The following is a 12,035-nucleotide window of genomic DNA, read 5'->3' on the forward strand; positions in this document are numbered from 1 at the left end:
TCGTTCGAGGGAAGCGAAAGAACGTCGAGGGCATTGTGGCATATTTCAAAAAGTTCCTGGGTGACTTTCTTGGATCCCCACCCGGTGTTTGGCCCGCCGACCCCAGGACCTCCCGGGGGCCAGCCCCCGGACCCCCGGCGTATTTTCAAAGAGAAGAACAAGGGCCCGCCTTCTTCTCTTTCCAAATACGCCGCGGGGTGAGCCGCGCAGCGGCGAGGGGGCAGCGCCCCCTCTCTTCCCCCCGTGACCCTCGCGCCACGCCGGGCTATGGTGCCCGCAGACCCACCTCACAGGCCGCGCCATGGACCACCCGCTCATCGATCTCATCAATGCCCGCATCGCCAAGGCCGAAGCAGAGGGCGCCTTCGACAATCTGCCCGGCGCCGGCAAGCCCCTGCCTGCCTGCGACGATCCCGAGAACGCGGCGATGACCCGCATTCTCAAGGACAACGGCGCGGTGCCGGAGGCCGTGGCGCTCAGCCGCCAGATCTCCGCCCTGCGCGAAGACCTGAGCGAGACCGCCGACCGCGATGAGCGCCGCCGGATGATCCGCGACCTGGCGCTGCTCGAAACCCGGTTCGAGATCGCCCGCAAGCCGCGCTGAGGCTTGGCCTTTCCCCGCCCGCATGCGAGAACTTGCACAGCCGCGGGCCAGACGCCGCGCGGGCAAGAAGGGACAGGCGGATGGTCACGGTCAAAGAGCAATACGAGAGCTACCCCTACCCCGAACGCGATCCTGCCGATGAAGACACGCGGCTGATCACCGGCTCGCCCTCGCACCCGCTGGAGATGGACCATTGGCTCTGGCAGGGCGCCCGCGACTGGTCAAAGCCGCTGCGGGTTCTGGTCGCCGGGGGCGGCACCGGCGACGGTCTGATCCAGCTCGCCACGCTGCTCGACAAGGCCGGCAAACCGCATGAGATCACCTATCTCGACCTTTCCACCGCCTCGCGCGCCATCGCCGAGGCGCGGGCGGCGCGGCGCGGCCTCACCAGCATCACCTTCCACACCGCCAGCCTGCTCGACGCGCCAGAGTTTGGCCAGTTCGACTACATCGACTGCTGCGGCGTGCTGCACCACTTGCCCGACCCCGAGGCCGGGTTCCGCGCCCTGCGCGCGGCGCTCGCGCCCGGCGGGGGCCTTGGTTTCATGGTCTACGCGCCCTATGGCCGCTCCGGCGTCTACCCGCTGCAGGAGGCCTTCGGCGCGCTTTTCGAGGGGCTGAGCCCGGCGCAGCGCCTCGCCGAAGCGCAACATATCGTCGCCGCGCTGCCCGAAGGCCACCCGTTTGCCGCCAACCGCAACCTCGGCGATCACCACGCGTCGGACGCGGGGTTCTACGATCTGCTGCTACACGGACAGGACCGCAGCTATGCGGTGCCGGAACTGCTGGACACGCTGCACACCACCGGCTGGCGCCTCGCCGGGTTCACCACGCCAGCGCTCTACGATCTGGCGCAAATCACGCAGGTGCCCGAAGGCATGCCGCCCGCCACGCAGATGGCGCTGGCCGAAAAGCTGCGCGGCACCATCCGTATGCACACCGCCTATGCGGTGCCAGCCGAGACCGGCGAGACCCGTGCGAGCCCTTCCAATCGCGCGCTGGTGCCACACCTGCGCGGCGTGCAGCGCGCGCCTCTGGCCAAGGCCGTGGCGCAGGGCAGGCCGCTGCCGGTGAAACTTGGAGGTATTGAGACCACGCTGACCCTGCCGAAAGGCGCGGCAGCGGCGCTTGCCGCGATCGACGGACGCCGCAGCCTGTCGCAGATCGCGCAGGCGGCGCGGCTCGACCCGATCACCTTCGGCACCGCCTGGGCACAAGTCCACAAGGCGCTCGAGCCATGGGGCCTGCTGCTCTACTCGTCGCTGCTGCGCTGAGGCCCGCTCACTCGTAGCTGCGGGTATCCTCGATCACCACGCCGTCGCGCGGCAGAGCGCCCGGCGCCACAAGCTCGACCTTGCCCTTGAGCTTCAGCACCTCCGCCACGCTGCCCGCGTAGGCGTCGGCATCGCTGCCGGAGGTTTCGATCCGCACGGTCATCACGTCCATCTCGCCCTCGCGGCTGGCCACGACGCGGGCGCGGTCGATCTCGGCGTGACGCGCCACCAGCGCCGCCACCTGCTCGGGCCGCACGAACATGCCCTTGATCTTGGTGGTCTGATCGGCGCGGCCCATCCAGCCCTTGATCCGCATATTGCTACGCCCGCAGGGGCTCACCCCGGGCAGCACCGCTGACATGTCGCCTGTGGCAAAGCGGATCAGCGGATAGTCGGGGTTGAGCGTGGTCACCACCACTTCGCCGACCTCCCCCTCGGGCACCGGATCGCCGGTGCCGGGCGTGACAATCTCGACGATCACCCGCTCGTCCACCACCATGCCGTCCATGCTTGGGGTCTCATAGGCGATCATCCCCAGATCGGCGGTGGCATAGCACTGCAGACAGCTGATGCCGCGCTCGGCATAAAAGGCGCGCAGCGAGGGGAAGAGCGCGCCGCCCGACACCGCCGCCTTGCGGATCGCCAGCTCGACGCCCATCGCATCGGCCTTCTCGAGGATGACCTTCAGGTAGTCCGGAGTGCCCGCATAGGCGGTCACGCCGACATCGGCGGCGGCGCGCACCTGCAGTTCGGTCTGCCCGGTGCCGGCGGGCAGCACCGCCGCCCCCACCGCCCGCGCGCCGCTTTCAAAGATCATCCCGGCGGGCGTCAGGTGATAGCCAAAACAGTTCTGCACGATGTCGCCGATGCCGATGCCCGCGGCATGCAGGAAGCGGCCCAGCCGCCACCAGTCATGCTCGGTGCCGCCCGGCTCGTAGATCGGCCCCGGCGATTGGAACACATGCGCAAAGCCCGACGCGGGCCGCGTGGTGAACCCGCCGAAAGGGGCCGCCCCGGCCTGCGCCTGCCCCAGATCGGATTTGCGCAGCACAGGCAGAGCGGCCAGCGCGGCCGGATCGGTGATGCTGCCCGCGTCGATCCCGTCGAGGCGCGCGGCGTAGCCCGGCAGCGCCTGCGCGCGGGCGATCTGCGCCGGCAGAGCCTCGGCCAGCGCGGCGGCGCGTGCCGCGGCGCTGCGGGTCTCCAGATCGTCGTAGTAACTGCTCATCCGAGCCTCCTTCTCACAGCCCAGTCCTGTCCATTCCGCTCCCGGCGGCACCGGAAGGCGGTGGCAGCGGATATGCCGCCAATGTCTCGTAAAGCGCCCCCTCGGGGGTCAGCGTCGAGGCGACGAGCCGCAACTCCCCGGCCGCCTCGCTCTCGCTGGCAAGACCCGCAAGCCCGGCCACCGCCCTTTCAAGCCGCGCGATGCCGTCGCCGCGCAGCCCCGCGCCAAAGCGCAGCAAGGTCACATGCGGGCGAAAGCGCCGCCGCTCCAGCGTCAGCCCCGCCACCCTGCACGCCCGCGCCACGCGCGCCTGCAGCTCCAGCAATCCCGGCTCGGGCCGCAGCGCCGCGGCCAGCAGCTTGGGCACCCGCCCGCCGAAACTCTCCAGCCCCGCGACCTGCAGACGGCAACCCGGCAGAGCCGCGCCTTCCAGTTCCAGATGCAGCTCGTGCAGCGCCGCCTCGTCCACCTCGCCAAGAAACGCCAGCGTCACATGCAGGTTCTCCTCGGGCACCGCACGACCCAGCGGCACCGCTTCCTGCACCGCAAGCAGCGGCGCGGTCAGCGCCTCGGGCAAAGGCAGCGCGAGGAAGGCACGCATTCACGCTAGCCACCGCTTGCGGCGGCGGTAGGAGCGCACGTCGCGGAACGACTTGCGCCCTTCGTCCGACATGCCGAGGTAGAACTCCTTCACGTCCGGATTCTCGCGCAGCGCCTGCGCCGGGCCGTCCATCACCACGCGACCGTTCTCGAGGATGTAGCCCTCATGGGCATAGCGCAGCGCCACATTGGTGTTCTGCTCGGCCAGCAGGAACGACACGCCCTCGCCCTCGTTCACCGCCTTCACGATCTGAAAGATCTGCTCGACCAGCTGCGGCGCCAGTCCCATCGAGGGCTCGTCGAGCAAGATCATCTTCGGTCGGCTCATCAGCGCCCGCCCGATGGCGCACATCTGCTGCTCGCCGCCCGAGGTATAGCCGGCCTGACTTTTCCGCCGCTCCTTGAGACGGGGGAAATACTCATAGACCATCTCGAGATCGCGCTGCACCGCGGCCTTGCCGTCGCGCCGGGTGAAGGCGCCGGTCATCAGGTTCTCTTCCACCGTCAGGTGCTCGAAACAGTGCCGCCCTTCCATCACCTGGATCACCCCGCGCTTGACCAGCGCCGCCGGGTCCAGGTCCTGCACCCGCTCGCCGCGATAGGAGATCGTGCCCTTGGTGACCTCGCCGCGCTCCGAGTGCAGCAGGTTGGAGATCGCTTTCAGCGTGGTCGTCTTGCCCGCGCCATTGCCGCCCAGCAGCGCGGTGATCCCGCCCTGCGGCACTTTCAGCGACACGCCCTTCAGCACGAGGATCACGTGGTTGTAGATCACCTCGATATTATTGACCTCCAGCAGCGTCTCGCGCGCCGCCCCGCTGGGGGAAGAGGTCTCGCCCGTCTGCACAGAGTCCAGCATCTTCTTCTCTTTTCCAAATACGCGAAACCCGGCGGCGACAGCAGCGCCGCCGCCGGAAGGTCAGCTCAGCCGTCGCAATCCTCGTTCACCGGCCAAGGCTGGTTGGCCTCGGCGTAGTCCATCGCCGCTTTCTGCTCGAGCGGGGCGATGGTCTCGCTGTCGGGCATGATCAGGTCCGAGGCCTTGACGAACTTCTCGCCGTCCCACTCGAGGATCCAGCCGCCCGAGTGCCCGGTGTGGTTGTCGCAAGAGGTGCTGAACGGCGGCACCATGCCGGTCATCCCCAGCTCTTCCAGCCGCTCTTCGGTGATGTCGAGGTTCTCCAGCCCCCAGCGCAGATCGGCCGGGGTGATCTCGGCCGTGCCCGCGTGCTCCTGCGCCACCCGGATGCCCTCACCGAGGATCATCGAGATCACCAGACCGCGCGAATAGAACACGCCCGACATTTCCTCGGGGTTGCTCTGGGTGTTGCCCGGCTCGACCACATATTCCTGCAGGTCGGCCATGATCGGCGCCTCGGGGTTGGGGAAGGACCAACTGACGGACTTGTAGCCCTTGCCGTCCTCGCCGACGATCTTGAGGTCGGCGTCATGCCCGGCCCACCAGACCCCCAGCATATTCTCCATTGGGAACTTGGTCTTCACCGCCTCGGTGATGGCGCCGGCGTTCATCGCGCCCCAGCCCCACATGATCACGTAGTCGGGACGCTCGCGGCGGATCTGCAGCCATTGCGCCGACTGGTTCTGCATCTCCTTCAGGCCCACCGGGATCGGCACCAGCTCAAAGCCCTGCGCCTCGGAGGCGGCCTCAAGATAGGGCAGCGGCTCTTTGCCGAACGGGTGGTCGAGGTGCAGGAAGGCGATCTTCTTGCCGCTCAGATCGCCCTGCTCGCCAAGATATTTGACCAGGATCGACGCCCCGTCCCAATAGCTCAGCGGCGTGTTGAACGCCCATTGAAACACCTTGCCGTCGGCCATCGGCGAAAAGCCGTAGCCGGGCGCGAGGATGGGGATCTCGTCGACATTGGTCTTCGGCAGCACCTGCAGCGTGATGCCGGTGGACCAGGGCTGGGTGACGATCGCCTTGCCCTTGGTCTTCTCGTAGCACTCGACGCCCTTCTCGGTGGAATAGCCGGTCTCGCATTCGTCGAAGTCGATGGCGATGCCGCCAATGCCGCCGTCGCGGGCGTTCATCAGCTCCATGTAGTCTTTCTGCCCGTTCATCAGCGGGATGCCGGTCGCGGCAAACGGCCCGGTGCGGTAGGCGAGGTTCGGCGTGAACAGCCCCTCGGCCATCGCGCTCCCCGCGATCGACCCGGCCATCAGGGCCCCGAGCGCCGCGGCACCTGCCAGTTTTGTCAGTTTTGTCATCCTGTATCTCCTCCCAAAGACCTTCGATGATGTGAAAAGCCGGGCCCGCGCCTCCTCAGTGCGGGAACGGCCAGATGATCAGCTTCTCCCGGATCAACGCCCAGAGACGGGCCAGACCATGCGGCTCGATGATCAGGAAAAAGACGATGAGCGCCCCGACGATCATGATGTTCAAATGTTCGACTGTGGCCGAACTGATCGGCAGTCCCAGCGCCTCGGGCAGCGTGTTCAGCACCACCGGCAGGCCGACGATGAGGATCGCGCCCAGATAATTGCCGAGGATCGATCCCAGCCCGCCGATGATGGCGATGAAAAGGATTCGGAAGCTCAGCGGAATGTCGAAGAGGTTGGGCTCCGCCGCGCCGCGCCACATGAAGACGAACAGCGCGCCGGCGACCCCCACCACATAGGACGAGACGGCGAAGGCGGTGAGCTTCGAGCGCATCAGGTTGATGCCGATCAGCTCGGCGGCGATGTCCATGTCGCGCGTCGCCTTCCAGCTGCGCCCGAGGTTGCCGCGGGTGAGATTGATGCAGGCCACCGTCATCAGCGTGACCACCACCAGCACCACGTAATACTGCACAATCGAACTTGCCTGCGGCCCGGCGACATAGACCCCGAACATCTCGAGGTTCGGCACCTGAATCGCGCCCGAGGCATTGTAGTTGTAGAGCCAGCCCCATTTCTCGAACAGCCAGACAAGGAAGAACTGCGCCGCCAGCGTGGCAATGGCCAGATAGAACCCCTTGATGCGCAAGCTGGGAATGCCGAAGGCCACGCCCACCCCGGCGCTGAACACGCCCGACAGCAGGATAGCGATGATCGGGTTCATCCACGGAAACAGCGTCACCAGCTTGTAGCAGGCGTAAGCCCCCACCCCCATGAAGGCAGCGGTGCCAAGGCTCAGTTGCCCCGCATAGCCGGTGAGGATGTTCAGCCCCTGCGCCGCCAGCGCATAGATCAGGATCGGGATCAAAAGCGTCTGAAAGGCGAACTCGCTGGCCGTGAGCGGAAAGACCACCCATGCAAAGCCGAGGATCACCATCAGCAGCACCGCGTCCTGACGGACCGGGAACAGCGCCATGTCCGACTTGTAGCTCGTCTTGAATTGCCCCGCCGTGCGATAGAGCATCCGTTTCTCCCTCTCCCGGCGCACCGTGGCGCCGCTCCCTCACGCGTGTGACGCGTGTCTCATCTCGACGCGCCCATCCCTAGCGGGCGCTGCGTTCCGGCCGGGCCGGGGCTCCTCCTCCCCCGCCGCGGCCCTACCAGTCTCAGCCGGTCACGCCCGGCCCGTGCGCTTCGTCGGGGTAAGCCCGCTTCGGCGTGGGCGCGTAGCCTGTCGCTTCCGAGTGCCGCACCAGCCAGAACCACGCCCAGAGCCCGGCCCCGCCGCCCGCCGCCGCCAGCAGCAGCGCCGCCAGCGCGCGGCCTTCTCCGCCGGTCAGCGCGAGGTATCCGAAGGCCCAGAAACCGGCCCAGGCCACCACGTTCAGGATCGCCACAAGTTTCGCCATCTCGCCGTCCTCCCCTCGCCTTTCATTAATCCGCAAATACGCATCCCGGCTTACCGCCCGCGATCCGCCGGGCCAAAGCAGCAATGCTTTCATCTTTCCCAAAATACTCCCGCCAGAGGCTCCACATGTGGCAGTCCCCAACGGGAGCATCCCTAAACCCTTTCGATGATGCGCTCTCCGAACAGCCCCTGCGGGCGGAACAGCAGCACGATCAGCGCCAGCACGAAGGCGAACCACGTCTCGGTATTGCCGCCCATCAGCGGCTGGCCCCAGTAGATCTCGAAGAGCTTTTCCAGCATGCCGATCATCAGCCCGCCGATGATCGCCCCGGTGATGCTTTCCAATCCGCCCAGCATCAGCACCGGCAACGCCTTGTAGGCGATCACCTCCAGCGCAAAGCTGACGCCTGCGCGCGCGCCCCAGGCGATGCCGGTGACCAGCGCGATGATGCCCGCGATGAACCACACCAGCACCCAGATGGTCTGCAGCGAGATGCCGACGGACAGCGCCGCCTGATGGTCGTCGCCAAGCGCGCGGATGGCGCGGCCCATGCGGGTCTTGCCAAGAAACAGCAGCAGGCCGACGACCAGCAGCGCCGCGACGATCACCGCGGTGATGTCCTTCTGCTCAAGGATCAGCAGCCCGCCGAAGGGTTCGAGCAGCACCGAGTCCGTCGGGATGCCCAGCTCTTCGGTGATCATCACCTTGTTCTCGCCGCCGAAGATGATCTCGCCAAGGCCGATCAGGAACAGCGTGATGCCGATGGTGGCCATGAACAGGATGATGTCCGGTTGCCCGACCAGCGGGCGCAGCACCACCCGCTCGATGCTGACCGCCAGCACGAACATCACGCCCAGCGTCAGCACCACGCTGATCCACGCCGGGATGCCCATGGCGTGCAGACCAACCAGCGTCAGCGCCGCAAAGACCACCATGATGCCCTGCGCAAAGTTGAAGATGCGCGAGCTGCGGAAGATCAGCACGAAGCCAAGCGCGATCAGCGCGTAGAGGATGCCGGAAACCAGCCCCTCCCACAGCACCTGCATCAGAAAGTCCGGTGCCTCGATCATATCGGCAAACGGCGTGATGAAGATGTCTTTCAGCATGTCGCTCCTCCTGCCGGGATGCGCGGATCATATGCATGGATTGTGCATGCGATGTGCATGGCGTGTGCCCCCTCCCCTCGGACGCTCAATGGGCCACGCCCAGATAGGCGTCGATCACCTCTTGGTTCTGCCGCACCTCGCCCGGCGGGCCGTCCCCGATCTTCTTGCCGTAGTCCATGACGACCACGCGATCCGACAGGTCCATGACCACGCCCATGTCGTGCTCGATCAGGCAGATGGTGGTGCCGAACTCGTCGTTCACGTCGAGGATGAAACGGCTCATGTCCTCTTTTTCTTCGACGTTCATCCCCGCCATCGGCTCATCGAGCAGCAGCAGCGACGGCTCCGCCGCCAGCGCCCGCGCCAGTTCCACGCGCTTCTTCAGGCCATAGGGCAGCCGCCCCACCGGGGTCTTGCGGATGTTCTGGATCTCAAGAAAATCGATAACCTTCTCAACGACTTCTCTGTTCGCGATCTCTTCATTGCGGGCCTTGCCCCACCAGATCGCCTGGCTGGCAATGCCGGCCTTCATCTTGGTCAGACGCCCGGTCATGACGTTGTCGAGCACCGTCATCCCCTCGAACAGCGCGATGTTCTGGAATGTCCGCGCCACCCCCAGCCGCGCCACCTCGTAGGGTTTCATCGGCGGGCGCTTCGCGCCTTTGTACCAAAGCTCGCCCTCCGAGGGCGTGTAGAAGCCCGAGATGATGTTGAGCATCGAGGATTTGCCCGCCCCGTTGGGGCCGATGATGGCCCGGATTTCCCCTTCGCGAATGTCGAAAGAGATATCCTTGATCGCCACAACCCCACCAAACTTAAGGGTAATATTGCGCAGCTCCATCAGCGTTCCGCCGATCTGCCGCCCATCCTCGGTGACGTAGCCCACCTCTTTGCTGGCATCTTTCACGGCACCCCGCCTTTCATCTTTCCCTGAAATACTCAGACCCGACCCGTCCATCATTCCGCCGCCATCGGTTTCGGTGCCGCCGGCACCACCTGCGCGTCACGGATCGCCAGCGTCGCCTTGATCCGCCCCTTGCGTCCGTCCTCGTAGGTGACCTCGGTCTCGGTGTAGATGCTGTCCGAGCCGTCGTAGAGCGCGCCCAGCAGATCGGCGTATTTCTCGGCGATGATGTTGCGGCGCACCTTGCGGGTGCGGGTCAGTTCGCCATCGTCGGCGTCCAGTTCTTTGTGCAGCACGAGGAAACGGTGGATCTGGCAGCCCGAGAGCATCTCATCCTCGGCCACGCTGGCATTCACCTCCTCCACATGGTTCTGGATCATCTCCAGCACCTGCGGATGACCGGCCAGTTCCTGATAAGAGCCGTAGGCGATGTTGTTGCGCTCGGCCCAGTTCCCCACCGCCGTCAGATCGATGTTGATGAAGGCGGTACAGCGATCGCGGCCATTGCCGAAGACCACCGCCTCGAGGATGTTGGGATAGAACTTGAGCTTGTTCTCCACGTATTTCGGCGCAAAGAGTGCGCCATCCGCCATCTTGCCCACGTCCTTGGCGCGGTCGATGATCCGCAGGTGGCCGGTCGCCTCTTCGATAAAGCCCGCATCGCCCGTGGCCACCCAGCCCTCGGCATCCTTGGTCCCGGCAGTGCTGTCGGGGTTTTGATAGTATTCGACGAAGACGCCCGGCGATCGGTAGAACACCTCGCCATTCTCGGCGATACGGATCTCCACCCCCGGTGACGGCACGCCAACGGTGTCCGGGCGCACCTCGTTGTCCGGCTGCTGGGTGATGAACACCGACGCCTCGGTCTGGCCGTAGAGCTGCTTGAGGTTGATGCCAAGTGCCCTGTAGAAATCGAAGATCTCCGGTCCGATCGCCTCGCCGGCGGTGTATCCGACGCGCACGCGGGAAAACCCGAGCGCGTTCTTCAGAGGCCCGTAAATCATGATCTCGCCAAGCGCATATCGCAGCCGGTCGATCATCCCCACCGGCTTGCCGTCGAGCACCTTGGGCCCCACGACCTTTGCGTGGCCGAGAAAATGGTGGAAAAGTCTGCGCTTGAGTGCCCCGGCATCCTCCATGCGGATCATGATCTGCGTCAGTTGCGTCTCGAACACCCGCGGCGGCGCGAAGTAATAGCTCGGCGCGATCTCGCGCAGGTCGGTCATCATCGTGTCGGCGGACTCGGGGCAGTTCACGCAGAACCCGTTCCAATAGGCCTGACCGATGGAAAAGATGAAATCCCCCACCCAGGCCATCGGCAGATAGGCCAGAACCTCCTCGCCCGGCGTCAGGTGATCGAACTCGGACGAGGATTTGGCGGTCTCGATGATATTGCGGTTGGACAACACCACACCCTTGGGCTTGCCGGTGGTGCCCGAGGTGTAAAGCATCACGCAGGTGTCGTCATAACCAAGCGCGTCGCGTCGCCTCTCCAGCTCGCCGATCAGCTCGTCACGCGCCGCCCGCCCTTGATTCTGCACGTGGCTGTATTCGTGCAGCGCCCGGTGGTCGTATTTCCGCATGCCGCGCGGATCGACATAGATCATGTGCTCGAACTGGTGCAGGTCGTCCTGAATCTCGATGACCTTGTCGACCTGCTCCTGATCTGCCGCGATGACGAAGCGCGCGCCGCAGTGCTGCAGCACGTATTCCATCTCTTCCGCCACCGCATCCTGATAGAGCGGCACCGGCACGGCGCCCGCCATCTGCGCCGCGACCATCGACCAGTAGAGCGTCGGACGGTTCCGCCCGATCACCGCCACATGATCCCCCGGCGCCACGCCGAGGTTCAGCAGCCCCAGTGCAAAGGCCTCGATCTCTTCGTGCGTTTCGGCCCAGTTCCAGCTTTGCCAGATGCCGAATTCTTTCTCCCGATAGGCGGGACGGCCTGCATGCTGCCGCGCATTGCGCCGCAACAGGGCCGGAACGGAGCGCAGACCCTCTGCGCCCTCGGACATATAAGCCAAATTGTCTCCTCCCATGGCTCCCGATGCGGTCCGGTTTTCCGGCCTTCCCGCGCCACCTCCTCCGCAGCACGGGACGCGCATGTCGCGAGTCCGCCCCATTAAGGGACCCGCCCACGGTGAGCGTCAATCCTTTCGTGATCTTTACCTGAATCTAACGAATTCTATCAGAGGTCGTCCTCTGCATAATGCTCGGCACCCCGCGAACGCCGCAAAGCCGAAAGAGCCTTGGCATGTGCCCCTCCCCTGTCTTTGATCACCCCGATTATCTGCGCCTCGAAGACACAGATGTTGGGCTTCCGCCTCCTCAGTCAGAGCCGGACAATTCGAGTTCTGCTGGCCCGGCGTAGAGGGGCAGTGCGCCCCCCTGCAGGCGCTCGTTATGGATGAGGGCCCTGCGGACGCGATGGACGCTCAGCACGCGCGCCCTGCATCGAGGACGGCGTTCGCTGGACGCGAGGCGACCAGTCTGGCGCATCGGTTTCGGTATTTTTGGGAGGATCGTTTTTGAGAGATACGGTTATGTTTGTGTGGATTTTACTAGGTTTGGCG

11 protein-coding genes are annotated in these 12,035 nt (G+C 65.4%); 2 read left to right on the forward strand and 9 right to left on the reverse strand.

Going from position 1 to position 12,035, the window contains the following annotated elements; genetic code table 11:
- Positions 1–301: 301 nt before the first annotated feature.
- On the forward strand, positions 302–604 hold the full coding sequence (locus ACXAJT_RS27000; RefSeq protein ID WP_475241927.1) for a DnaJ family domain-containing protein: 303 nt from the start codon (positions 302–304) through the stop codon (positions 602–604).
- 80 nt (positions 605–684) lie between these two features.
- Positions 685–1,878 carry a class I SAM-dependent methyltransferase gene (locus ACXAJT_RS27005; protein WP_475241930.1) on the forward strand — a complete coding sequence of 398 codons (1,194 nt, stop codon included), beginning with the start codon at positions 685–687 and terminating at the stop codon, positions 1,876–1,878.
- Between the two features lie 7 nt (positions 1,879–1,885).
- Here the strand turns inward: ACXAJT_RS27005 and ACXAJT_RS27010 are convergent, their stop codons facing one another.
- The 9 genes from ACXAJT_RS27010 to ACXAJT_RS27050 form a co-directional block, all read right to left on the reverse strand.
- Positions 1,886–3,106, reverse strand: coding sequence for a phenylacetate--CoA ligase family protein (locus ACXAJT_RS27010; protein WP_475241933.1), 1,221 nt, complete (start codon positions 3,104–3,106; stop codon positions 1,886–1,888).
- Positions 3,107–3,119: 13 nt separating this feature from the next.
- Entirely contained in the window at positions 3,120–3,707 is a 588-nt protein-coding gene (thpR, locus tag ACXAJT_RS27015; RefSeq protein ID WP_475241935.1) for an RNA 2',3'-cyclic phosphodiesterase, read from the reverse strand.
- Positions 3,708–4,562: an ABC transporter ATP-binding protein gene (locus ACXAJT_RS27020; protein ID WP_475241937.1), complete on the reverse strand. Its 855-nt coding sequence runs from the start codon at positions 4,560–4,562 to the stop codon at positions 3,708–3,710. It lies immediately after the preceding gene.
- Positions 4,563–4,627: 65 nt separating this feature from the next.
- Complete coding sequence (locus tag ACXAJT_RS27025; RefSeq protein ID WP_475241940.1) at positions 4,628–5,932, reverse strand: ABC transporter substrate-binding protein; 1,305 nt, start codon at positions 5,930–5,932, stop codon at positions 4,628–4,630.
- Positions 5,933–5,987: 55 nt separating this feature from the next.
- Positions 5,988–7,064, reverse strand: coding sequence for a branched-chain amino acid ABC transporter permease (locus ACXAJT_RS27030; protein ID WP_475241943.1), 1,077 nt, complete (start codon positions 7,062–7,064; stop codon positions 5,988–5,990).
- A 142-nt stretch (positions 7,065–7,206) separates the two neighbouring features.
- Positions 7,207–7,449, reverse strand: a complete 243-nt coding sequence (locus tag ACXAJT_RS27035; protein WP_475241946.1) for a hypothetical protein — start codon at positions 7,447–7,449, stop codon at positions 7,207–7,209.
- Between the two features lie 152 nt (positions 7,450–7,601).
- The gene (locus tag ACXAJT_RS27040) at positions 7,602–8,555 is read right to left on the reverse strand and encodes a branched-chain amino acid ABC transporter permease (protein WP_475241948.1); all 954 of its coding nucleotides are present in this window, start codon (positions 8,553–8,555) and stop codon (positions 7,602–7,604) included.
- 85 nt (positions 8,556–8,640) lie between these two features.
- Complete coding sequence (locus tag ACXAJT_RS27045) at positions 8,641–9,462, reverse strand: ABC transporter ATP-binding protein (RefSeq protein WP_475241950.1); 822 nt, start codon at positions 9,460–9,462, stop codon at positions 8,641–8,643.
- Positions 9,463–9,512: 50 nt separating this feature from the next.
- Positions 9,513–11,477 carry an AMP-binding protein gene (locus tag ACXAJT_RS27050; RefSeq protein WP_475241952.1) on the reverse strand — a complete coding sequence of 655 codons (1,965 nt, stop codon included), beginning with the start codon at positions 11,475–11,477 and terminating at the stop codon, positions 9,513–9,515.
- Between the last annotated feature and the right edge of the window lie 558 nt (positions 11,478–12,035).

The organism is Salipiger sp. ABF4_146 (assembly GCF_056161345.1).

Coding starts and splice junctions, on each gene's coding strand:
- thpR (WP_475241935.1), bottom strand. CDS start 3,707: ATGCGTGCCTTCCTCGCGCTGCCTTTGCCCGAGGCGCTGACCGCGCCG.
- ACXAJT_RS27010 (WP_475241933.1), bottom strand. CDS start 3,106: ATGAGCAGTTACTACGACGATCTGGAGACCCGCAGCGCCGCGGCACGC.
- ACXAJT_RS27040 (WP_475241948.1), bottom strand. CDS start 8,555: ATGCTGAAAGACATCTTCATCACGCCGTTTGCCGATATGATCGAGGCA.
- ACXAJT_RS27025 (WP_475241940.1), bottom strand. CDS start 5,932: ATGACAAAACTGACAAAACTGGCAGGTGCCGCGGCGCTCGGGGCCCTG.
- ACXAJT_RS27050 (WP_475241952.1), bottom strand. CDS start 11,477: ATGTCCGAGGGCGCAGAGGGTCTGCGCTCCGTTCCGGCCCTGTTGCGG.
- ACXAJT_RS27005 (WP_475241930.1), top strand. CDS start 685: ATGGTCACGGTCAAAGAGCAATACGAGAGCTACCCCTACCCCGAACGC.
- ACXAJT_RS27000 (WP_475241927.1), top strand. CDS start 302: ATGGACCACCCGCTCATCGATCTCATCAATGCCCGCATCGCCAAGGCC.
- ACXAJT_RS27020 (WP_475241937.1), bottom strand. CDS start 4,562: ATGCTGGACTCTGTGCAGACGGGCGAGACCTCTTCCCCCAGCGGGGCG.
- ACXAJT_RS27035 (WP_475241946.1), bottom strand. CDS start 7,449: ATGGCGAAACTTGTGGCGATCCTGAACGTGGTGGCCTGGGCCGGTTTC.
- ACXAJT_RS27030 (WP_475241943.1), bottom strand. CDS start 7,064: ATGCTCTATCGCACGGCGGGGCAATTCAAGACGAGCTACAAGTCGGAC.